The following is a 24487-nucleotide window of genomic DNA, read 5'->3' as shown; positions in this document are numbered from 1 at the left end:
CTTGGGTAAGATTTTATAGATATTGCTTGGAGAGGACTTAGAATTCACCTTCATATTTTATTTATAGTATTATTGCGCGTCTATACCTCTTTTTTTCAGCATCTCAAAGTCTTCTTTTCTCATTCCTATATCATCCAGTGGACGCGGTTCATTATGATCGTTCAGATAAACCCTCGATTTCTCTGTATAGAGAGGGCTGGTGACAGATAGACTGTCATTGCGATACGGAGTTTCTATTCCGGCCAGTTCCATCATGGTCTGGAAAAAAGAAATGCTGGAAGATATATTTTTCTGCCGGTTCATAGAAGCAGCTTTCTCTATCCCGGGATACTCTTCCCTATAACTGTCGGATGTCCACAGCAGGAAAGGTACGTGTAGCTGATAGTAGGACGGAACGGGGGATGCATGAAGAAAAAGGTGTCGGCCATCGTCGAAGATATCTTCCCCATGATCGGACGTGTAAAGCATACTGGCATCTACTTGCTGCTCCTCCAATAGGTGGATGATACGTGCCAGGAAATTATCCGTATACCGAATGGAATTGTCATAGGCATTCATCAGGTTATCTTTGTATTTCACTTCTGCATCTACGGGGAAATCCGGTAAGAAGAAAGCAGCAGCTTCCGGATAACGTTCCCGGTAATTGAAGTGAGATCCATAGGTATGCAATACAATAAACTGTTTCCGATTTCCTTTCTCAAGTTCTTTTTCTACCAACATTAACAGGTCGTCATCTGAAGGGTTATATTGCGAATCCTGGGAATCTTCCTTGATAAAATCATAGGTATTCGCTTCCATTCCGAAGAAGTCGATGAAAGAATGGTTATATCGCTGGTTTGAGAAGAAAGCTGTCTGGAAACCAGCTTCTTTGAAAGCGGTAATGATGCTTTTCCGATAATAAATGGAATCGAAATTCTGTGCAGAAACAGGAGAAAGCAGCATTGGTACACTCTTGTGCGTAGTATTCGATTCCGTCAGAACATGGCAGAAAGAGGTCACTCCTTCTATTTTAGAAAGCTCAGGGTTCGTATCCCGATCATAGTCGTAAAGACTCCAGTTCAGGGCGCGGGATGTCTCGCCCACTACCATAATATAAATTTCGCGCCTGTCTTCCGGATGGGAAGGCTGGGCGTTAAAGGTAAAGTTCTCTGATGTGCGGTGATACGTCCTTGTTTGGGCATTACGCTGGAATGCGAGTGCTACATTGTAACACACGTTGGCCGGATACAAATCCGACTTCAGCTCATAACGTTTATCCAGTCCATAAGCGGCGCCCAGTGAAATAAAACCGATGAGCAAGGCAATCCATGCTTTTTTCCGTTCCCGACGGATAAATTCCGGAGATAATTTCCGTTTCTTTATAATGGAGATTGCAGCCAGAATCAATGCCGGTATATAAAGGATAATCACACTCACTAATGCCGGAACAAGATTATCCAGCAACTCCATAGCTTCACTCGAATTAGTGGTTACCAGGTTCAGAAACATATCCACAGCAATAATGGACTGTCCGAAGAGATAAAGCAGTACTATCTGGAAAGCTCCGAAGAAGATGAATAGGAAAAGGATCCAGAACATCTTTCCACAGTTTCTCGACAAAGTCATTAATAGATAATAGAAAGCAAATGGCAACAGTACATTGCACACTTTTGCCACCACAGGCATCGGCTCTGTAAAACAGAGGATGACATTGGGTACTATCAGGATCAACAGGAATAGATAGAACAAATGCTCCTGATTTTCCAACCATTTCTTTATGTTTTTAAAAAGCTTCATTGATGTTGAATATAAATCCGGTCTGGCCTTTTCCAAACCCTAAATCTAACCTTACGTTTACTCTCTTTTTGAACTCCCACCGATAACCAAAACCATAATTAGGGAGGATATGTTTAACTTCGAAGCCGGAGAATTTAGGAAATACGGTTCCCGCTCCTGCCCATACGGCTACGCCATTTCGTCTCCAGACGTGCTGACGAAGTTCTATCTGTGCATCCATGGCACATTTATCACGGTAACGCCCTTCGTAATAGCCACGCATGGAATAAGAACTTCCCAATGTTGCCATCAATCCCCAAGGCGGATTACCGTAATTCAGCAACGTATGGAATTGTCCAGCCAATACTCCCCCTTTCCATACAGGATGATAATAGCTGGTAGTCAGCTCTGTGCTGCTGAAAGCATATTTATTACCGAGGAATGCGGGACTGAACCGTTGGTCTATTCTCAGGTAATAACCACTATAGGCATTTGTGAGGAAATCCCGTGAATCATAGAGTAATGAGAATCCGAGGCTTATATTGGTAGTCCGTGCTTTCATTCCTTCCCACAGTTCGGGCTTTTCAAAATCGTGACCGTAGACATAATCAAAGACAGCCATCGGACCGATATAGAAGTTCTGCGCTATACGAGTCATGAAGTCTACCTTTACTTGTGCCTGGAAACGGTCATAATCACTTTCATTATCGTCATTAGAACCGTTTTCATATCCTTTTCCCCAATACAAGCTAGGAAACGAATAGAAATAAAGATTGTAATTCAGACGGTATTTGTCTTGTGGAAAGAGATGATTTCCACGTACCCCCAACAAATAGAAACCTACCGTAGATACATCACCGTATAAAGATACATTAGATGGCGGAAGGATAGTATCATTCAGGTCTGTACGATATAATCCGGCGGCTACAAGGCCGATACCAAACTTGGTGTCACTGGAATAATGAGGCCCTCCGATAACGCTGAAGTCAAACTTCTTGTTTTTTTTCTCTTTATTGGCATCATTAAAATAGTCCAGGAATTTCTTGAAGAAACTTTTCTTTTGTGGTAAAGTGTCAGTTACGGATACAGAAGATTCGACTGAAACATCTGTTCCTGTGGGGCCTTGTGCCCATATATCGGTGGCTATTATCAATAACAGTACCGGTAATGTCCATTTCGTTAGTTTAGCGTCCATGATTATACCTGCAGAAAACTACGTCGGCAAATTTAGTTTTATTTTTAATCATATGATAACAATAATCTGTAGTATTTTGTTCAAACTTCTTCCTTTAAGAAAAAAGGATGAAGAAATAAGAATTTCAGAACTTTATTCCCATTTTAACGTTATTCTTTTAGAACGAATAACGAACTTCATTATGAAAACAAAAATGGATATTCCCGATAAAGAGGGACGAAAACGTCTTGTGATTGTGGGTGGTGGCTTCGGTGGATTGAAGTTGGCACGCAAATTGAGAAGTGATAAATTCCAGATAGTGTTATTGGACAAGAATAATCATCATATTTTCCAACCCCTACTCTATCAGGTAGCAACCGCCGGTATTGAACCGAGTGCAATTTCTTTTCCTTACCGCAAGATATTTAAAAAGAGAAAACATTTCCATATACGTATTTGTGAGGCGCAGCGGGTAATTCCCGAAGATAATATTCTGGAGACTTCCATCGGAGCTCTTTCATACGATTATCTGGTTGTCTCTACCGGATGTCGTACCAACTATTTTGGTAATGATGGGCTGTCTCAACGGACAATGGCCCTGAAGAACACTGCGGAAGCTTTGTTTAATCGCAACCAGATACTGGAAAGTTTTGAAAAAGCACAGAATACCAGCAATCTGGAGACAAGGAAACGCCTCATGACATTTGTCATCGTAGGTGGCGGTGCTACGGGTATAGAACTTTCCGGTGCATTGGCGGAAATGAAAAAATTTGTGCTTCCGCAAGACTATCCCGATCTTGATATGAACCTGATGCGCATTGTTCTTGTGGATGGTGCTCCCCGTCTGCTCTCCGCTTTCTCTGAAAAATCTTCGGAAGAAGTGGCAAATTACTTATTAAAACGTGAAGTGGAGATTATAACCAGTGTGCAGGTTACGAATTATGAGAATGGAACGATGACTCTGAGTGATAACAGTACCTTGGAAACGATGAATGTCTTTTGGGTTGCAGGTGTACGCGCCAACAGCATAGAGGGACTTGCAAAAGAAGCCTATGGTCCCGGTAACCGCCTTCTTGTTGATCTCTACAACTGTGTTCAGGGTTATAACAATATTTTTGCTATCGGTGATACTGCACTTATGATTTCCAAGGAATACCCGAAGGGACATCCACAAGTAGTTCAACCAGCCATTCAGCAAGCCCGTAATCTGATCCAGAATCTGGATAGAAAGGAACGGGGGCTTGAAATGCAACCTTTTGTTTATCACAACAAAGGTTCCATGGCTACCATAGGACGCAATCACGCAGTGGTGGAACTGAAAAAACTTCGTTTCGGTGGTTTTCCCGCGTGGGCAGTATGGCTATTCATTCACTTAATGAGTATTGTCGGTGTAAAGAACCGTCTGTTTATCTTTGTAGACTGGATGTGGAGTTACTTTACATACGATCCTTCTTTGCGGGTAATTATAAAACCTTTGCGTAGAGATAAACCATAATGCCCTATTTTTCGTTATATTAAATATAAATGTTTAAAACGAACGACTATGCTTTACAAATTTTTATTCCCGTCTAAACCGGATGGAGCAGCAACGTCTGCTATATTATTAATAGTGAGAATTATATTTGGTGTGTTACTAATGAACCATGGTATCGAGAAGTGGTCCAATTATCAGGAGTTATCCGCTGTATTTCCCGATCCGCTGGGTGTGGGCAGTCCTCTTTCCCTGGGATTAGCCATATTCGGTGAATTGGCTTGTTCTATGGCATTTATCATTGGTTTCCTTTACCGTCTGGCTATGCTGCCGATGATATTTACAATGGGGATGGCATTCTTTGTCATTCACGGAAACGATCCGTTTGCGGTCAAAGAACTGGCTTTCATATATCTGGTGGTATACGTACTGATGTATATTATCGGTCCTGGAAAGTTTGCTGTAGACCACTGGCTGGGTAAGGCTTTGACTCCCAAAAAGCCTTAATTTTACTGGGGCTGTTTAACTGAAAAATTGTTTTTGTCTCTTATTTAAGTGTATTTTTCACAAAAAGCACTTATATTTGCCCGAAGAAAAAGAGCAAAGAGTTAAATCAATAAACTCAGTAAAACAAAAGAAAGTAATTATGAAAAAGAGTAATTTGAATTTGGCTGCAACCGTGATGATTTGTGGCGCATTTCTTTTCAGTTCTTGTATCGGTTCTTTCGGCCTGCACAGTAAATTGGTAAATTGGAACCAAAGTATCGGTACAAAGTTTGTTAATGAGCTTGTTTATCTGGCTTGCAACATTATCCCCGTATATCCTGTTTGTTATCTGGCAGATGCGTTGGTAATCAACTCCATTGAATTCTGGAGCGGTTCCAATCCGATGGCTAACGTGGGTGATGTGAAGAAAGTAAAAGGTGAAAACGGAAACTATCTCGTAAAAACATTGGAGAACGGTTACTCTATCACAAAAGAAGGTGAAACCACTGCTATGGAGCTGGTTTACGACAAAGAATTGAACACTTGGAATGTTGTTGCAGAAGGTGTTAGCACTGAATTGCTGCAAATGAACGGTGATGGTACTGCACAGATGTATCTGCCGAATGGTGAAGCAATGAATGTGACATTGGATGCACAAGGCGTAGCTGCTGCTCGTCAGGCAACGATGATCAACACTTATTACGCTGCACGCTAATTAAGAAAAGAATTTGAATATGCGGGCGGATGAGCAATCATTCGCCCGTTGCTTTTTATGCCCCTCCCGATTTTTTAGAATGGGTAACCTACTGCAAAGTGGAAAGCAAAGTCACGTCCGAAGTCAGGACGCAGAATGGGATAACGATCCTTTCCCTTTTCAGGGTTAATGGCCTTCATACCACCATCAAAGCGAAGTACAAAGAAATCCAGATCCAGACGTAATCCCACACCGTAAGCTACGGCTATTTGCTTATAGAACTGGTCGAACTTGAATTTACCCCCCGGCTGATCCTGATATTCGCGAATCGTCCAAATATTTCCCGCATCTACAAACAAAGCACCTCTGAACTTCCAGAATAAACGTGTGCGGTATTCTATACTGGCATCCAGCTTGATGTCACCCGACTGGTTCATGAAGTTACCTTTTTCATCGGAGAAGGTACCGGGACCGAGACTACGTACCGACCATCCGCGTACACTGTTTGCTCCACCCGAGAAATAACGTTTCTCGAAAGGAATCATCCGTGCGTTGCCATAAGGAATAGCAATACCTCCCCCAATATGAAATGCAATGGAGTTACGGTTATCGATGACGATATTTTTGGCAAAGTCCAGGTCACCTTTTATATATTGTGCATACGGAATATTCAAGATAGTGTATTCGTCCTGATCATTCTTCTTTAAATTGCTCATTTTAGAAAGCACATACAGGAGATTTCCCGCAGACTCAAAGTTGAAACGTATACTATAAGAATTACCAATCACTGCATTGTTCATCAATGCTTGTCCTGCGCTGTTATAGATATAGCTGTATCCGGTACGGACAATCAAACGGTCTTTATAGTTATACTCTAGCAGATAGTTCTTCTCATCGTTCAGGAAATTATTTTTAAACTCGGGTTCTATCCACGGCATATACAAATAGTTGATGTCCAGCAAGTCTATACGATGCTGCGAACGCTGTCGCTGCAACCCCCATTTATAACTCCATGAACCGGATGCAACGATGCGTGTAAACTCGGGACGCATCTGATAATTATATTGCAGTCCGAATTCTGTGGTTGCCCTTATCCTCCGCTTGAAGTCATTGGATATGAACGGAAACATGAAGCGGGGAAAGTTTATACTGGTTTCCACACCGAGTTCCGTATAGTTGTCATTCTTATACCCTAAACCGGAAACAGCTTCGTAAGCTCCGCGAAGCTTAACCAAGAAAGTTTCGGAACCTCTGAATACATTGCGATTCTGAAAAGATACAGATGCCGCGGCACCCAAATCACCCGCAGAGTTTGTTCCCTCCAGTTCGAAAGATACAGACTGATGTTTGTTCTTCGTCAGCATAACATAGGCATTCAGCTTTGCGCTATCACTTACCTGTGTTTCGAAGAAACGTACATTGGTATATTTCAATACCGGCAGACGTCCGAAGTTGGAGTAAGTGCGCTGCACATCCTGTTCGTTGTAAAAATCTCCCGGAGTTATCCGCAGATTATCAGTCAAAACTTTAGGACGCAGGTATAATTTATCTTTATAATATATGGGAACCCCTTTATAGTGTATCGAATCATTGATTTCCACACTACTGAGAGCTGAAGATTGCAGGACGTCATAGTCCGCAATGAAATTCACTTTATTAATCGTATACTGTGGATGATCCTGCAATTCAGCACCGGAATGCTGTCTGTATCGTGCCAGATGCAAGGTCAGATCCACCTGATAAGTGCCACGTACCGTATCCGCCGTATAAGAAATATAATCTTTATTGAATTTATAATAACCGTTGCGAAGCAGGTTACCCGTGATCCGTTGGCGTTCACTGTCCAGTATGTTGGCATTGAAGTACATACCTTCGGATAAATAGGTCGATGCAGAATCTTTCTGCATATACTCCCGGATCTTTTCATCCTGAACATCATATTTCAGGCTACGGACAATATACGGCTCTCCGGTGTTTACTTTATAAGCCAGTTTTACCTTTTTCTTCTTGATTTTGGGAATGTACTCTACGGTAGCACCCATGTATCCCATATTCTGAACGGCTTTCGTCATTTCCTCCCGTGAACGTTCGGTTTCTTCCTTACTATAGATAACAGGGGCATCTCCCAGCCTGCGTAAAGCCCGGTTCACCCAACGGGTAGAATCACGTCCCGACCAGTTGTAAACATACAGCTGGGTTTTAATCAGACTAAACCATTTGGAGTTCGGATTTTGCCGCACATATATGGACAAATTAGAAGGCTTCACATTTTTATTATCAGTATGTATGCGCACTTCATCCAGCAAGTATGAACCATCCGGCACATATTTGGTGGTCGAGCAGGAAGCTAATGTAAGTATGGCAGCAGTAAGTAGTGCGTAGTGGAAGCCTTTCTTCATACCAGAATTAATAAATTGCGCATAATTGACTACAAATATAAATCTATTTTTTCTTTTCCGAAATAAAAAACCGGATGAAGTGTGTTCCGTTTTTTGATTATATAGAAATAATCACGTACTTTTGCCAAACGATAACATTTAAGCTATGGCACTGAGCAAAAACCGCATCAAATATATCCACTCGTTGGAGCTGAAGAAGAATCGTAAAACAGAAAAAGTCTTTCTGGCAGAGGGTCCTAAACTGGTAGGCGATTTGTTAGGACATTTTCCCTGCCGCTTTCTGGCAGCTACGCCCGAATGGTTATCGCAACATTCCAAGCTTCCGGTAGAAGATGTTTCGGAAGTGTCTGATGAAGACCTTTCCCGTGCCAGCTTATTGAAAACTCCCCAGCAAGTACTTGCCGTATTCGAACAGCCGGAATATGAAACGGATGCTTCCGTTATCAGCCATTCACTCTGCCTGGCGCTGGACGATGTGCAAGATCCGGGAAATCTGGGCACTATCATTCGCTTGGCAGACTGGTTTGGTATAGAGCATATCTTCTGTTCCCCGAACACCGTAGATGTATATAATCCAAAGACGGTTCAAGCCACCATGGGAGGCATTGCCCGTGTGAAACTGCACTATACTCCCCTGCCCGACCTCATTCAAAGCCTGAAGGATATGCCAGTTTACGGCACTTTCCTCGATGGAGAAAATATGTACACACAGAAATTATCATCCAACGGATTGATTGTGATGGGTAATGAAGGCAACGGAATCGGGAAAGAAGTGGAGCAACTCATTAACCGCAAACTTTATATTCCCAATTATCCCGCAGAGAGGGAAACGTCCGAGTCACTGAATGTGGCAATTGCTACCGCAGTAGTCTGTGCCGAGTTCCGTCGACAGGCAGCATCGTTGTAAAATCGAAAGGATAAAGTAGATAAGCATTTATTCCGGAAGGAAACGTTTCTTGGCAGAAAACTTCCGGAAGTTCCTGTAATACTTCATTTGCTTTCTGAAATATACCGGAGTACCCTTTGGAAATATCTTCTTCATTATTCAATAAAGCAATGACTCCGGGAAACCATTCCACTCTTTCTATCTCCTCTGTCAAGGGAAAGGCGGACACGACTTGTCCTTCTTCCGCCCCTACCACATATTGTTTGAGATAACCATGTCCGGGCAGAAAAATAAAGTGTGAAGCAAATCGTTTGATCATCAGGGATTATCTTTACGGAATTGAACGTGTTCCGGATTGTCCAACTTCTTCAGTGTAGGTTCCGAAGACGGACGAGGACGGGCAGCATCACGTCTACGCGGATTATCATTTATCTTCTCTTCCACAGGTTTCAGTTCCTCTTTCTTGAGTTCCTGAGGTTCTATTTTCTCTGTCTTAACAGAATCTTTCTGAATGGAATCATTCTTAGCAAACGACAGTGTATCCGTAGCATGATAACGCATCAGTGAAATGCGGTCGGTCAGCAATGTACGGGTAGCCTGTGCTGCGGGGTAATAGATATACCCACGTATTTCCCGGATTTCTCCCAACGTATCGGCAAAGAGGGAAACCGTTTCCACACCTGATTTATATACTTTCTGAATATCACTGATTATGCTGTCCTTATAGACAATCTGCATAGCCATGACGGGAGCATATAAGGAATCTGGCGCACCGTTGTGGAAGCGGAAACGAACGTTCCACCGCAAAGTATCGCGGTCTTTAAAGTTGGTATCTGAGGGTAATACGAAAGTAATCTTGTTGTCCATCGGCATACCTGTCAGCTGATAGATACGTTGCCATGCCCATACATCAATGCTGTCCCCCGGAAGACTTTCCTTCGGTTTATTGTCACGTATGGCAATTAAATGATTGACAACATCCCGCTCCGCTTTCAGCCTTGCGTTTACTTTCTCATAAATCTTGGTGAGTACTTCCGGATTACGCGTGAACCAAACCATTGAAGAGTCAAATTCGGCTTGCGTAATGCCATGTTTTTTAAACACCGATTCAATGTACAACACCCTTTTATAACCATCGGTATAAGGGACTTCTTCCCCCATAGCCTTTGCTATATGGTAGTCATAAAGCACATTTTCCATCTTAGCATCCGATATGACCACCTTCGGTCTTTTCACCTGACAGGCTGTCAAACAAGATGCTAACAGGAATATGCTAAACCATTGAATTCGATGCAGACCTTTCATGATTTCTTTATTGCATGATAAGAGTCATTCAAATATTTGCTGTAAAATAATAACAGGGCAATGATACCACAACTGATAGCGGCATCGGCAAGGTTGAATATCGGGCTGAAGAATATGAAATGATCCCCACCTACCAACGGCATCCATTGAGGCCAGTTCGTATCAATGATAGGGAAATAGAACATATCCACCACCTTTCCGTAGAACAAAGGAGCATATCCTCCGCCTTCCGGCAGGAATGAAGCTATCTGCGAATGTGTACTCTCATTGAACAACACACCATAGAATACACTATCGATGATGTTACCCAACGCTCCCGTAAGAATCAGAGATACGCATACGATATAGCCTGTCTTCAAGCCCTGCTTGATTATTCTCGTTAAATACCACCCTATCGCTCCTACGGCAACAATACGGAACAAGGTAAGGAATAACTTACCGAATATCTCCATACCGAACGCCATACCGTTATTCTCGGTAAAGTAAATATAAAACCATGTAGGCGGTTCTGCATCTACCATGCCCAGCTTCTCATAAAGCCATTTTATGGCGTTTTCACTCTGATGCCAATACATGTGAGTCTTGACATAGATCTTGATTATCTGGTCAGCAATTAATACCGAGAAAATAACGAGCAGCGCAATGCGACCTTTCGTGAGGTATTTGTTCATCCTTACTTCTTACCGTTATTTTTGGCCTCAATGCTCAGTGTAGCATGGGGCACAGCACGTAAACGTTCGGCAGGAATCAACTTACCTGTTTCACGGCAAATACCATACGTTTTGTTCTCGATGCGTACCAATGCGGCCTGCAAACCCTGGATAAACTTCAACTGACGTTGAGCCAGGCGTGTCGTTTCTTCTTTGGACAAGGTGTTGGCACCTTCTTCCAAAACTTTGTACGTAGGAGACGTATCGTCGGTATCATTACCATCGGCTCCGGTTAAACTGGCTTTCAGCAATTCATAATCGCGTTGTGCCAATTCTAACTTCTCATTAATAATGGCGCGGAATTCTTCCAATTCAGCATCCGAGTATCTTGTTTTTTCTGCCATAACTTTACGTGTTAAATCGTTAGTATTATTATTCTTTTACAACGCTTACGTACAGGGAGAAATCGTCAAAGTTAAGTTCCGTGCCGTTTTCCACCTCATCGGTCAGCGTCAGTGAGGTTCCTAAAACCTGGTTACAAATATAGTCTTTATATTCGTTTACCGCATCATCTGTTTGCTGATTTTTTGATAATGTAATCTTTATTTTGTCTGTTATCTCCAAACCGCTTGACTTGCGAATATTTTGAATACGATTAACCAGTTCACGGGCAATACCTTCGCGGCGAAGCTCTTCTGTTACGGTTACATCCAAGGCAACAGTCAGCTTTCCTTCGTTGGCAACCAGCCATCCCGGAATGTCTTCGCTGAAGATTTCTACGTCAGTAGCTTCCACAAGCACATCCGTACCATCCAGTTGCAAAGTATAAGAACCGTTCTTTTCCAGTTCGGCGATAGCTTCCTGTGACATTTCTGCTACAGCGGCAGCTACGGCTTTCATCTGTTTGCCGAATTTCGGTCCCATCTTCTTGAAGTCACATTTCACTTTCTTCACCAGCACACCGGCGGCACCGTCTACGAACTTGATATCCTTCACGTTCACTTCGCTCATGATAAGTGCCTTTACTGCTTCGATGTGGGCACGTTGTTCCTCGTCCACTACCGGTATCATGATACATTGCAGCGGCTGGCGTACTTTGATGTTCACCTTGCGGCGCAAAGCCAATACCATAGAAGTTACGTCTTGTGCCATTTGCATGCGGACTTCCAGTTCCTTGTCTATCATTTCCTCCCTATATTCGGGGAATTTAGCCAGGTGTACGGATACCACGTTGTCGCGTCCCGTTGCAGTAACCAAGTCCATATAGAGCTTGTCTGCATAGAACGGAGCGATGGGCGACATCAATTTGGCAACGGTTTCCAGACAAGTGTACAGAGTCTGGTATGCAGATAACTTATCTTGCGTAAATTCACCACCCCAGAAACGTTTACGGTTCAGACGAACGTACCAGTTGGAGAGGTTGTCGTTTACGAAGTCGGATATCAGACGTCCGGCCTTTGTCGGCTCGTATTCGCTATAGCAAGTATCCACTTCTTTCACCAGTGTATTCAGTACAGAGAGTATCCAACGGTCGATTTCAGGGCGTTCAGCCATCGGCACGTCAGCTTCCTTGTATTCGAATCCATCTACATTGGCGTAGAGGGAGAAGAAAGAATACGTATTATATAATGTACCGAAGAATTTACGACGAACTTCTTCGATGCCGTCTACGTCGAATTTCAGGTTATCCCACGGAGAAGAATTGATGATCATGTACCAACGTAAGGGGTCGGACCCGTATTTCTCGATAGTTGAGAAAGGATCTACACCATTGCCCAGACGCTTGGACATCTTGTTACCATTCTTGTCAAGTACCAATCCGTTAGAGATAACAGCTTTGTAAGAAATGGTATCGAATACCATTGAAGCGATTGCATGGAGCGTAAAGAACCAACCGCGAGTCTGATCCACACCTTCGGCGATAAAGTCGGCAGGGTAAACCTGATGGCTATCCAGCAATTCTTTGTTCTCGAACGGATAGTGGATTTGTGCATACGGCATGGCACCGGAATCGAACCATACGTCTATCAGGTCTGCTTCACGCTTCATGGGCTTGCCGTCTTTGGATACGAGGATGATATCATCCACATACGGACGGTGCAAGTCTATCTTATCATAATTTTCTCCATTGTACTCACCGGGTACGAAACCTTTATCCTTATAAGGATTGGACTTCATGAATCCGGCAGCTACGGATTTCTCTATTTCATTATAAAGCTCTTCAACCGAACCGATGCAGATTTCCTCGCTGTTGTCTTCCGTGCGCCAGATAGGCAGCGGAGTACCCCAGTAACGTGAACGGCTCAGGTTCCAGTCATTCAAATTTTCCAGCCACTTGCCAAAACGTCCCGTACCGGTGCTTTCCGGTTTCCAGTTGATCGTCTTGTTCAGCTCTATCATGCGGTCTTTGCAAGCGGTAGAGCGGATGAACCAGCTATCCAACGGATAATACAATACCGGTTTGTCCGTACGCCAGCAGTGCGGATAATTGTGCACATGCTTCTCTATCTTGAACGCCTGGTTGTTGGCTTTCATCATCATGCAGAGACTTACGTCGAGACTTTCGTCCTGATCTGTCAGATTCGGATCGTAATCGTTCTTCACGAAACGGCCTGCATATTCCTTATATAAATCTACGTTTACACGCTCTTTCACGAAGTTTTCGTCCAACTCGTCCAATTTATAGAACTTACCGGTCAGGTCCACCATCGGGCGGAGTTCACCTTTCTTATTGATGAGTTGCAACGGCGGAACACCGGCGGCTTTCGCTACCTGGGCATCGTCGGCACCGAATGTCGGAGCGATATGTACGATACCTGTACCGTCTTCCGTAGTCACATAGTCACCTGAGATTACACGGAATGCACCTTCACCCGGATTCACCCAAGGTATCAGTTGCTCATATTCCATACCTACAAGTTCCGGACCTTTATATTCTCCTACAATTTTGAACGGTATCAGCTTATCTCCCGGTTTGTAATCTTCCAAGGCGATGTCTTCCGCTTTCTTATTGAAATGCGTGTAAAGCAAAGCTTTGGCAAGTACAACGGTGATTTTCTCTCCGGTGTATCCGTTGTAGCTTTGTACGGCTACATAATCTATCTTCGGGCCTACACAAAGCGCGGTATTCGAAGGCAATGTCCACGGAGTCGTGGTCCATGCTAAGAAGTACGGAGTTCCCCACTCTGCCATTTCCGGCTTCGGGTTCTTCATCTTGAACTGTGCCACACAAGTCACATCCTTCACGTCGCGGTAGCAACCGGGCTGGTTCAATTCGTGTGAGCTCAGTCCTGTTCCGGCAGCGGGAGAATACGGCTGTATGGTGTATCCTTTATAAAGATACCCTTTTGTATAGAGCTGCTTCAACAGCCACCACAAGGTTTCGATGTAGCGGTTGTCGTAGGTGATATAAGGATCGGTCATGTCTACCCAATACCCCATCTTGTGAGTCAGATCTTCCCATTCTTTGGTGAACTTCATCACATCTTTGCGGCAGGCAGCGTTATAGTCGGCTACGGAAATCGTTTTACCGATATCTTCCTTGGTGATACCCATTGCTTTTTCCACACCCAGTTCCACAGGAAGTCCGTGTGTGTCCCAGCCGGCTTTACGTTTCACCAGGAAACCCTTCATGGTTTTGTAACGGCAGAAAATATCTTTGATGGAGCGAGCCATTACGTGGTGAATGCCCGGCATACCGTTGGCAGAGGGCGGTCCTTCATAAAAAACGAAAGAAGGACAGCCTTCACGTTCTGTCATACTCTTGGCGAAAACCTGGTTCTCGTCCCATTTCTTCAACACTTCCGCGTTTACCTTTGAGAGGTCGAACTGCGAATATTCGGCAAACTTCTTACCCATCTTATTTGCAATTTAACTATTTACAATTTAACGATTAAGGGGGCACTTTGAGACGTGCTAAAGCGACCCTCCTTATTTTAAGGGTGCAAAGTTACAAAAAAGTTAGAGAAAAGATATTATTGAATAGAAAAAAACATATCTAAATGGAATACGGCTCTTCAAAGAAGTGTTATTCACAAATCTTTTTGTTATTTTTGCCTGTCATAATTGATTATTCACCCAAACAAAACATCAAAAATAATAGTATGGACAAAGATCTAAAAAAGGTTGTGGTACTTCTGGCACACCCCAACATGGAAAACTCACAAGCCAATAAAGCCCTGCTTGATGCCATAAAGGATATAGAAGATGTGGCTATATTTAATCTATACGAGATGTCAGAGCAAGATATTCTCAATATGGATGCATGGAGCCGGATTATATCTCATGCCAATGCGGTGATATACCAGTTCCCGTTTTATTGGATGTCGGCACCATCTTTACTAAAGAAATGGCAGGACGGGATATTTACCTATTTGGCAAAAACTCCGGCAGTAGCCGGTAAGCCTTTGTTGGTGGCTACCACTACCGGTTCTGAATTTGAGGCGTACCGAAGTGGAGGAAGAAATCGTTTCACGGTGGATGAACTTTTGCGTCCTTATCAGGGTGGTGCTGTGCATGCAGGGATGGTATGGCAGACTCCTTTCGTGGTGTATGGTATGGGAACATCCGATGCGGAAAAGAATATTGCCCTGGCAGCAGATCTTTATAAAAAACGGGTGATGGCACTTATCGGGAAAGATAAATCGGAAGATAGCTGGTAAAGTGTAAAGTATCAGCCAAAACACTTGATTTTGCCTTTACGATGTTGTATCTTTGTAGAAGCTTTAAGCTGAGTTTTATTATAAACCTAAACCTTTAGTAAAATGGCAAAAGTTAGTCTTTCTTTTTCAGAAGCCTTTAAACGGTGCATTAATTTGACAGATATTTTATGTAAGATAGGCTGTATGCCGGATAATTATGCGTGGTTTACTCGTTAGCAAATCAAATAGATTATAGTTATTTCAGATGTTCGGCATCTGGAATAATAATAGGCAAAAAAGAAGATAAGGTGGTATTTCCTCACAAGGATTTGCCACCTTTTTTGTTGATTTATATTCAAGTTAGGGCTTAAAGCTCATTTTGGGGCTGTTAATAAACGTTGGATACATTCTTAAAAAACGTTCCGGTTATTCTTTAAAAACGCTGTTTGCAGTTATTACTGAGTTGTTTTAGGTGTCATGATTTCAGAGTATTAATTCATTCGCCTAAAAGAAGTCATTTAATAATGAAATGTATAAGAGGAAGAAGGAGGACTTTTTTTATGAGAGCATTGGCAGTATTAAATATATGATAATACATTGTTTGGGCTAACCTTTTGTTTCCCTTGCAGAAAAAATGGAACAGACTATATATACTCAAGGATTATAAATAGCAGAAAGCTTCTTATCTTTAATGAGGATAAGAAATTTTTTTGTATCTGTCGGAATGACAGCGTAGAGTGGAGATTGAGAAGTTATTGGTAAAGATTTAGCGACCATGTAACTGCGCTGAACTGCTACGCTTTGTATCTCGTCGGACAACTCTATGCAAATATAGCGTTTTCTTAAAAATGGCACGACGATTGAGTTTATGCAAAATGCGGACAGAACTTTCCATCCGCATTATCTAATCAGCGTCACCGCTCCCGTTCTTTTTCATCGTCGCGTTGCATCCGTAGTTTCAGACGCTCGCGCATCTTGTCAAGAAAATAGGTGCGACTCTCTCTCTTACGCCGTTTGATGTCATACACCCTTAATTTGCATTTACAATTTTCTGTCATACAGCAATGCCGCATTGAGCACCACCAATACTGATCCTGCATTATGCACCAATGCTCCCGTAATAGGGTTCAGTAATCCCAATACGGAAAGGGTTATCGCTACGAAATTGATGGCCATCGAAAGTGAGATATTGACTTTGATGGAACGAATGACAGCATTCGACAACCGTTTCAAGTAAGGGATTTTGGCAATATCGTCGCCCATCAATGCTATGTCGGCGGATTCAATAGCAATGTCGCTGCCCATGCCCCCCATAGCTACACCCACATCTGCTGTTTTCAAAGCCGGAGCGTCGTTTACGCCGTCGCCTATCATACATACGTTGTGCCCTTCCTGTTGTAGTTCCGTAATAGCCGAAACCTTTTCAGAGGGCAAAAGTTCTGCACGTATGTTCTTAATCCCTATACGCTTGGCCAGATAATCGGCAGACAATCTGTTGTCGCCTGTCAAAACAACGACATCCACCCCCATACATTCCAATTCGGAGACCATACCACGGGCTTCGGAACGTATTATATCGGATAGGGCGATAAGGCCGATGCATCTTTGATCGAGTGCCGTCAGGACAGAGGCTTTACCATCATTGCGCAGGGTGTCGAGTGCAAGCCGCATACTATTATCGAGAACAATTCCATGTTCTTCCAGAAAATCGCTTTTCCCGCACAACACCCGTTGCCCGTCTATTTCGGCTTCGATTCCTTTGCCGGGAATCATTCTGAAGCAATTCGCAGCTGCCGGTTCGCCTTTCCGGTCGAGCCAATATTTTACGATGGCTTTTCCGAGCGGATGTTCGGAACGCAATTCAGCGGATGCCGTGAGTCGTAATATCTCCGTCTCATTCTTGTCGGGAACAAAACTGATCACATCGCTGACCGTAAGATTACCTTCAGTCAGTGTTCCCGTTTTGTCGAACGTAATGCAATTTACTTTTCCCATACGTTCCAAAGCCTCACCTGACTTGATCAGCACGCCGAATTTCGTAGCCTGACCGATGCCTGCTATAATCGACACGGGGGTAGCCAACGCCAACGCACACGGGCAGAATACGACCAGAACCGTTACGGCACGAACCAAATCTCCGGTAATGAAATAAGCGGCAACGGCTATCAGCAAGGCGACGGGAACGAGCCATGCAGCCCATTTGTCCACAATCCGCTGCATCGGGGCTTTCTTGTTTTCGGCCTCTTTGACCAGCTCGATCATTTTCTGTAAAGAGGAATCTTCTCCCACTCTGGTTGCCCGAATATCGACCGAACCGTAGCAATTCATTGTACCGCAGAACACGTTATCGCCCGCTTTCTTATCGACAGGCAGCGATTCCCCGGTCATAATGGACTGATCTACGGAGGTCGTTCCGCTGATAATCTTTCCATCTACGGCTATACGCTCTCCGGGCAGAACACGCAGCAGGTCGCCCACCTTGATTTCCGCCGCCGCTACCATCTCTTCCACCTCTTTACCATCGCGCAGGATGATTCGTCGGCCTTGTTCCGGTGCCATACTTATCAATTTGCCAATCCCTCGCTTGGCTCTGTTTACCGTATATTCCTCCAGCAACGCGCCGACAGCCATGATGAATGCCACCTCGCCGGCTGCAAACAGCTCACCGATATAAATGCAAGCCACCATTGCAATACAGATAAGCAACGCCGATGATACCCACCGTTGAAAAATCAACCGGGTAACGGCAAGATAAAGCAACGGAATGCCGCAGATAACAATCGTAATCCAAGCCGGATCGAGTATGACTTCGATATCGGCCAGCATCAATACCAGACTGACTGCAAGTGCAATACCGCCTGCAACAGTCATCTTTACTCCTTCTAAAAAAGCTATTATATGTTTCATTTTTATAATTCATTGAGAATATAGGCGGATATGATCCTCCGCCTATAATCATTTATCGTTTACGTTTTTTCTTCGGGGGGGTATTTTGCGGTGCAAACAATGCTTCTCCCGTAGTCCATGAAAGAGAAGGAAAGATTGTCAGACAGCAAAACAAGTGGTAATATCGTATCGGGCAATGCGGATCATCGCATTTCAGTACAAAATTCCACACAATCACGCCTGTAATAATACCAATCGCAAGACTTATAGCCCGTCTTACGGCCGGCTTCCTGACTGTCGGTGTCATAACATAGCTGCCAGAAGTTCAGCCAATGCCAATTCCAAATCCCGCTCTGCCTGCAATCTTTTGTTGTAGGCAACGAAATAATATTCCATCTCAAGTAGATAATTCAGCAAGGATATTTCCCCGTTACGATATGCCTTGAATAACAAATCACCATTGTCGTTCTGCTCGAACACGGAATTGTATTGTCTGACATTGTTCTGCAACCCGGACACCTGCACGTATAGATTCTTCAAGCGGTTGTAATATTGCATTCTTGCGTCTTCCACAATCCGCTCGGACGCCTTTACAGTCGCCTTGGCCTGTTTTACCTTATTCTTGTTTTCCCACAAGGGAATGGACATTCCGATCGTTGCACCCTGAAATTTTTGTCCTGCGACGAACTCTCCCATATAGCCTACGGAGAATTTGGGCAACGACGAGGCACGGGATAGTTTTACTTGACGATTGTCTATCTCCACTTGCGATTTGAGATACGACAATGCAGGGTTTTCAGCCTCGGCTTGTGCATACCAATTCTCAAAATCCGCAGGCAATACGGCGGTTTCGTAAACTGCCCGGTCGAAAACTATCGGATTTCCCCCGTTGAGCCGCGACAGTTCTGACAACAGCCTTTTGCATTCAAGGTTTATCCGCTTCACTTCGTTGTCCATGTTGGTGTAGTTCAAAACGGCCTTGTTATATTCGAGCTGATTGGCATCGCCTGTCTGCTTCATCCGTTCGTAAGCCTCCGCAATCTGTTTCGCGTTATCTAACTGACGTTCGTACAGTTTGCCGAGTGCGTTGTAATAGACCAGTTCGATACAGAACGTCTTAGCCGACAGCAACAGCTCCATCCGTTGGGATTTATACTGGTATTCCGCACTGTTGTTCTGCAAATCGGACAAACGGCTGCGCTGTGCGTATACCGTCGGGAAGTCGAACGTTTGCCGAATATTTATGTCCTTACGATTACCTATCGCGGAGGGACTTCCCCACAAGTATCCGAATTCCACTTCGGGATTGGCGGGATTGATACCCGTCTTGTTACCCAGCTTTTGAGCTTCCATCTGTTCTTTCAGAGCTTCCAATGTCGTACTGTTCTGCTCTATCTGCTCCAGAACGGAGGTATATACATCCTGACCGGATACAGACAATACGGAGAATAATACGATGATGCTCAATATTATTTTTTTCATACCCTTATTTACTGTTTAATTTTCTTTTTGCAAACCATTCATACACGACCGGCATCACGTAGATATTGAGCAAGGTCGAGGTCAGAAGACCGCCCAATACCACGATGGCCATAGGGCTTTGAATCTCATTTCCGGCCTTGTCGCCGTTGAATACCAATGGAATCAAAGCCAGAGCGGAAGTCAGTGCCGTCATAAGAATCGGGTTGAGACGGTCGATCGAGCCATGCAGCACCGTTTCATGCAGCGGAGTCCCTGCTTCCTGCAAATGCCGGTATTTTGAAATAAGCAGAATACCGTTTCGCGTGGCGATACCGAACAGCGTGATGAATCCGATAATGGATGGAATACTGATTACTCCCGAAGCAAAGAATACGGCCATAACACCGCCGATAAGCGCAAAGGGCAGGTTCAGCAATACGATGACCGCCAACGAAACATTCTTGAATTCCCCGTACAACAGCAAGAAGATGATGGTCAATGCCAGAACGGTCGTAAGGAAAAGCGTGCGGGATGCGCTTTGCGCACTCTCGAACTGTCCTCCGTATTCCACACGGTAGCCTTCGGGAAGAGAGATGTTCTCATCGATCGCCTTTTGTATGTCGCGGACAACGCTGCCCACATCACGCCCCGAAACATTGGCTGACACTACGAGCTTACGCTGCACATTCTCACGGGTAATCGTATTGGGGCCTCCGACAGACACGATTTCGGAGACTTCCTCCAAAGGTATTTTCCTGCCATCTCCCGTATCGATAAGAGCCTTGCGTACTCCATCCATACTTTCCGTATAGTTTTTGTCGAGACGCAGTACGATGTCGAACTTCCGTTGTCCCTCGTACATATCCGCAATCTTTTCTCCAGCGAAAGCCATTTCGATGAACTCATTGAAATCCTCCAATGTAATCCCGTATTTTGCCAACGCTGCACGATTGGCCTGCACCTGAAGCTGGGGCGTTTCGACCTGCTGCTCCACACTGATATCGACCAGACCATCAATACCTTCGATAGAACTTTTGATCTGGTTCCCCAACATGAACATACGGCTCAATTCCGTACCGAACAGTTTGATTGCAATATTGGCTCGTGTTCCCGACAACATGTGGTCGATGCGGTGGCCGAGCGGTTGTCCGATCGTAGCTGCTACTCCGGGAATGCCTGCCAGCCGTTCCCGCATATCGTTAAAAACCTCTTCCCGACTACGGTCTTTCAGAGCAAACTGAACATCCAGTTCGGCACTGTTGGTCGATTGTGAATGTTCGTCCAATTCTCCTCTACCGGTACGACGAGCAGTACCCGTTACTTCCGGAACTTTCATCAGTTCCTTCTCCATCATGTCCCCTAACCGATCGTTTACTTCGAGCGATACGCCGGGTTTGGCGACGGCGGAAACCACTGCCGATCCCTCATTGAATTCGGGCAGGAAACTTCGTCCCATCGTGGCGAACAGAGCTATGGCTACGATAAAGAATGCGAGGACTGTTCCTACTACCTTTTTCTTGTTGTCAAGAACCCATGCCAGCGATTTGAAATATCCAGCGGAGAGTTTCCGTGTCAGCCAGCTGTCTTTTTCATTCTTATTTAAATACTTGTCGTCGGACAGCATCATCTTGCAGAGTAACGGGGTTACGGTCATCGCCACGATCAGCGACATGAACAGCGAGATAATATATGCGGTTCCCAGCGGTTTCAGCATGCGACCTTCCATCCCCGTCAGGAAGAACAACGGAACGAATGCCACCATAATGATAAACGTGGCGTTCAGAATCGAAGCCCGTATCTCTTTCGAGGCTTCAAACACAACTGTAAAGACAGGCTGTCGTTCTTCTTTGGGTTTGTTATGGTTCTGACGCAATCGTTTATATACGTTTTCCACATCGATAATCGCATCGTCCACCAACGAGCCGATGGCGATACACATACCTCCCAAGGTCATGGTATTGATGTCCATTCCCAGCAGATAGAGTACGACACATGTACCCAACAATGAAAGAGGAATGGCAACGACAGAAATAAGCGTGGTGCGGAAACTCGCCAAAAAGATTACAAGAACAACCACCGCGAACAGTGCCCCTTCGAGCAACGATTGTCCCACATTATTCACGGAGGCTTCGATAAAGTCTGCCTGACGGAAAATGCGCGTGTCCATCCGGACATCCGCGGGAAGCGATTTTCGGATCTCCCGCAAGTTCGTCTCGATTTTCTCCGTTACGTTCAGGGTATTGATATTGGGTTGTTTCGAAACGGCAAGGATAACGGCGGGTTTTGCATCCTGCGAGGCGTTTCCCATCTTTACGGCATGACCGATTACCACATCGGCGACATCGGAAAGGACAACGGGTTGCCCGTTAGCCCTCTTTACGAACGTACTGCCGAGTTCCTCCAAATCGGTCGTCCGGGCCATGCCCCGCAAAGCGTATTCATTGTCATAGTCTCGGATCACTCCGCCCACGGAATTGTTGCTGAATGTTTTCCCAACCTCTTCCAGTTCGGCAAGCGTAACACCGTAAGCATCCATTTTTTGTGGATCGGCGAGAATCTGGTATTGTTTCAGTTCTCCTCCGATATTCGTCACCTGCGACACTCCGCCCGTGGCGAGTATGGCGGGCTTGATTACCCAATCGGCAAGTGTGCGAAGTTCCATCATCGAGGTCGTGTCAGCCTGCAATCCGATCAGCAGGATTTCGCCCATGATGCTGGATTGAGGCGCGAGTACGGGAGTGATTCCCGTAGGAAGGGCATTTCCGAGAGCGACCATTTTTTCAGAAACAATCTGCCGCGCCTGAAAAATATCCATACCCCAGTTGAACTCCGCCCAGACGAAAGAGAAACCCTGCATGGAAGCCGAACGCACCCGACGTACATTCGTCGCTCCATTTACCGCGGTCTCGATCGGAAAAGTAACCAGACGTTCCACCTCTTCAGCTGCCATGCCGTGCGCGTCGGTCATGACAACGACCGTCGGAGCTGTCAGGTCGGGGAACACATCTATATCCATCTTCTGTGAGGAGTAAAATCCGCCTACTATAAGCAACACGGCTCCCAACAGAACAACCAGCCGGTTCTTCAACGAGAACCGGATTATTCCATTTATGAATTCCATAAAGCTGTCCTCCCTTCTTTAATGAGCGTGTCCCGATTCAGCGTCGAGCGAACCCGTTGCTTGTGCGAGTTTTACCAAAACAGCCCCTTTAGCGACCACTCGTTCCTGTCCGTTCAGGCCGGAAAGGATTTCCGTCCGCACCCCGTCCGTTTGGCCGATTTTCACTTCCCGTTTCTCGAAATACTCCGGAGTCAGCTGGACATAGACGAAATAGTTGCCCATCTCCTCCACAAGCGACACGTTCGGTACGGTAATGACCGACTGCTCGCCGCGAGTCCTGATATACATTTCGACGAATGAACCCGGCAGCATTTCGGCGGTGTTGTCTACCTGAAACACGACCGGAAGAAGTGGGCTATTCGTTTCCACCGATTTCCCGTATGAAACCAGACGACCGTTCAAGTCATCCAGCGTATAAACCTTATCGTCATTCAACATGCGGAAACGGGCCGTCGAAATATTACTCAACAACGGGTAATACTTAGGCTGGATTTCAGCTTTGATAAAAAGATTGCGATTTTGAGAGATGGCGACGATCGGTTGTCCGGCCTCGACATATTCGCCGTTACGAACGAGCAGTTGTTTTACGAAACCTCCGATCGGAGCCGTCACCGATTGGCGGCCTGCGGAAAAGTTCTTGCGCAGGTTGTTGTAAACCGCATCGGCCGCTTCATAGTTTGCTTTAGCTTGAAGCAGTTCGCTCTCGGATACGATTCTGTCTTTTGCGAGTTCCTGCTTGCGTTCGTATTCCTTCTTGGTCAAGTTGTAGTTGCTTTCCGCTTCACGATAACGGACGGTAAGGTTATTGTCCGCCATGTCTCCACTCTCGATATAGAACAGAGTTTGTCCGGTATTCACGGATTTTCCGTCCACCAGACCGGCCTCCGGAATGGCAACGATTCCGCTTGTTTTTGCCGTTATGACACGTTCGTCGCCTTGCGACGGCTGAATTTGCGCCATCGTGCGAATGACTTGCCCGAACGGTTCATCGAGGCATGGAACGGTGGAGAAATTCACTTTCCAGCTCATCTCCTTGATGAAAGCGATTCCGTTACTGCTTGTTGCAACAGCCTTTGCCGCCTCGTGTTGCGCGTCATGTTTATCCTTATATACCGTGATTTCCGGTACGACAATTCGGGAGCTTCCCGCAGACGTTTGAATATCGAACTGTATGGTTCCTGGTCCCGCTACTTTCGGAGTAAGCATAAATTTATAAACTCCCGGACGAGACGGACTTTCCAATACCTGACTGATTCTCTCCGTTCCGACTACCAAACTTGCCGTTACCTTGCCGGCTTCGAGCGGTTTGAAATTTTTAAGGAACGTAAAATGGGCAAGAATGTCGCTTGCCTCTCCAGCGACAAAAGGCGTAGCTTCCGCGTATACCTCGAAGTCGTTGCTATATGCCGTCAGCTGGAGATTTTCTTCATGCACGTGCTCTCCTTCGGTTGCTGCGTGTTCGTGCTGATGGTTGCCGCAACCTGTTACGGTTACTGCCACAAGCAGCACCGCGAATAAAATGTATGATTTCATTTAGTTATTTTTTAATTTGTTGCAAA

General features: G+C 45.0%; 17 protein-coding genes and 1 pseudogene. 5 read left to right on the top strand and 13 right to left on the bottom strand.

Annotated features, from left to right (window positions below):
- Positions 1 to 69: 69 nt before the first annotated feature.
- Positions 70 to 1776 (bottom strand): phosphoethanolamine transferase family protein, encoded by a 1707-nt coding sequence (locus DWW10_RS19680; protein ID WP_118422146.1) that lies wholly within the window; start codon positions 1774 to 1776, stop codon positions 70 to 72.
- Positions 1763 to 2950, bottom strand: coding sequence for a BamA/TamA family outer membrane protein (locus tag DWW10_RS19675; RefSeq protein WP_022391941.1), 1188 nt, complete (start codon positions 2948 to 2950; stop codon positions 1763 to 1765). Before DWW10_RS19675 ends, DWW10_RS19680 begins: the two co-directional genes overlap by 14 nt.
- Positions 2951 to 3131: 181 nt before the next feature.
- Here DWW10_RS19675 and DWW10_RS19670 point away from each other — a divergent pair, with 181 nt between their 5' ends.
- The 3 genes from DWW10_RS19670 (at position 3132) to DWW10_RS19660 (ending at position 5601) form a co-directional block, all read left to right on the top strand.
- Positions 3132 to 4424 (top strand): NAD(P)/FAD-dependent oxidoreductase, encoded by a 1293-nt coding sequence (locus tag DWW10_RS19670; protein ID WP_022391942.1) that lies wholly within the window; start codon positions 3132 to 3134, stop codon positions 4422 to 4424.
- A 48-nt stretch (positions 4425 to 4472) separates the two neighbouring features.
- Positions 4473 to 4907 carry a DoxX family protein gene (locus tag DWW10_RS19665; protein WP_007218479.1) on the top strand — a complete coding sequence of 145 codons (435 nt, stop codon included), beginning with the start codon at positions 4473 to 4475 and terminating at the stop codon, positions 4905 to 4907.
- Positions 4908 to 5046: 139 nt separating this feature from the next.
- Positions 5047 to 5601 (top strand): DUF3332 domain-containing protein, encoded by a 555-nt coding sequence (locus DWW10_RS19660; protein WP_007218478.1) that lies wholly within the window; start codon positions 5047 to 5049, stop codon positions 5599 to 5601.
- A 74-nt stretch (positions 5602 to 5675) separates the two neighbouring features.
- Here the strand turns inward: DWW10_RS19660 and tamL are convergent, their stop codons facing one another.
- The gene (tamL, locus tag DWW10_RS19655) at positions 5676 to 7979 is read right to left on the bottom strand and encodes a translocation and assembly module lipoprotein TamL (protein WP_022391943.1); all 2304 of its coding nucleotides are present in this window, start codon (positions 7977 to 7979) and stop codon (positions 5676 to 5678) included.
- A gap of 145 nt (positions 7980 to 8124) precedes the next feature.
- On the opposite strand from tamL, the gene DWW10_RS19650 reads away from it, so the two are divergent.
- Positions 8125 to 8886 carry a TrmH family RNA methyltransferase gene (locus tag DWW10_RS19650; RefSeq protein ID WP_022391944.1) on the top strand — a complete coding sequence of 254 codons (762 nt, stop codon included), beginning with the start codon at positions 8125 to 8127 and terminating at the stop codon, positions 8884 to 8886.
- Here DWW10_RS19650 and DWW10_RS19645 read toward each other — a convergent pair.
- Genes DWW10_RS19645 through ileS form a run of 5 tightly spaced genes read right to left on the bottom strand, consistent with a single transcriptional unit; the run spans position 8837 to position 14678 of the window.
- A complete protein-coding gene (locus DWW10_RS19645) occupies positions 8837 to 9181 on the bottom strand; it encodes a hypothetical protein (protein WP_182021479.1) in 345 nt (114 codons plus the stop codon). The genes DWW10_RS19650 and DWW10_RS19645 overlap by 50 nt on opposite strands.
- A 2-nt stretch (positions 9182 to 9183) precedes the next feature.
- Positions 9184 to 10170 carry a DUF4296 domain-containing protein gene (locus DWW10_RS19640; RefSeq protein ID WP_022391946.1) on the bottom strand — a complete coding sequence of 329 codons (987 nt, stop codon included), beginning with the start codon at positions 10168 to 10170 and terminating at the stop codon, positions 9184 to 9186.
- The gene (locus DWW10_RS19635; RefSeq protein WP_007214115.1) at positions 10167 to 10841 is read right to left on the bottom strand and encodes a lipoprotein signal peptidase; all 675 of its coding nucleotides are present in this window, start codon (positions 10839 to 10841) and stop codon (positions 10167 to 10169) included. Before DWW10_RS19635 ends, DWW10_RS19640 begins: the two co-directional genes overlap by 4 nt.
- Positions 10842 to 10843: 2 nt before the next feature.
- The gene (locus DWW10_RS19630; protein WP_007218473.1) at positions 10844 to 11224 is read right to left on the bottom strand and encodes a TraR/DksA family transcriptional regulator; all 381 of its coding nucleotides are present in this window, start codon (positions 11222 to 11224) and stop codon (positions 10844 to 10846) included.
- A 28-nt stretch (positions 11225 to 11252) separates the two neighbouring features.
- Positions 11253 to 14678, bottom strand: a complete 3426-nt coding sequence (ileS, locus tag DWW10_RS19625; protein ID WP_022391947.1) for an isoleucine--tRNA ligase — start codon at positions 14676 to 14678, stop codon at positions 11253 to 11255.
- A 245-nt stretch (positions 14679 to 14923) separates the two neighbouring features.
- Here ileS and DWW10_RS19620 point away from each other — a divergent pair, with 245 nt between their 5' ends.
- Positions 14924 to 15481, top strand: a complete 558-nt coding sequence (locus DWW10_RS19620; RefSeq protein WP_118422157.1) for an NAD(P)H-dependent oxidoreductase — start codon at positions 14924 to 14926, stop codon at positions 15479 to 15481.
- 893 nt (positions 15482 to 16374) lie between these two features.
- Here the strand turns inward: DWW10_RS19620 and DWW10_RS26125 are convergent.
- From DWW10_RS26125 to DWW10_RS19600, 5 genes and pseudogenes are all read right to left on the bottom strand, one after another.
- A pseudogene (locus tag DWW10_RS26125) lies at positions 16375 to 16482 on the bottom strand (RteC domain-containing protein); the annotation flags it as partial.
- 19 nt (positions 16483 to 16501) lie between these two features.
- Complete coding sequence (locus DWW10_RS19615; protein WP_118422145.1) at positions 16502 to 18367, bottom strand: heavy metal translocating P-type ATPase; 1866 nt, start codon at positions 18365 to 18367, stop codon at positions 16502 to 16504.
- A gap of 282 nt (positions 18368 to 18649) precedes the next feature.
- Positions 18650 to 19828 (bottom strand): TolC family protein, encoded by a 1179-nt coding sequence (locus DWW10_RS19610; protein ID WP_118422144.1) that lies wholly within the window; start codon positions 19826 to 19828, stop codon positions 18650 to 18652.
- Between the two features lie 4 nt (positions 19829 to 19832).
- Positions 19833 to 22928, bottom strand: a complete 3096-nt coding sequence (locus DWW10_RS19605; RefSeq protein WP_118422143.1) for an efflux RND transporter permease subunit — start codon at positions 22926 to 22928, stop codon at positions 19833 to 19835.
- Between the two features lie 18 nt (positions 22929 to 22946).
- Complete coding sequence (locus DWW10_RS19600; protein ID WP_118422142.1) at positions 22947 to 24461, bottom strand: efflux RND transporter periplasmic adaptor subunit; 1515 nt, start codon at positions 24459 to 24461, stop codon at positions 22947 to 22949.
- Between the last annotated feature and the right edge of the window lie 26 nt (positions 24462 to 24487).

This window comes from Bacteroides intestinalis, assembly GCF_003464595.1.
Classification (GTDB): Bacteria; Bacteroidota; Bacteroidia; order Bacteroidales; family Bacteroidaceae; genus Bacteroides; species Bacteroides intestinalis_A.
The sequence above is the reverse complement of the archived record's forward strand: the minus strand, read 5'-3'. Positions and strand labels throughout refer to the sequence as shown.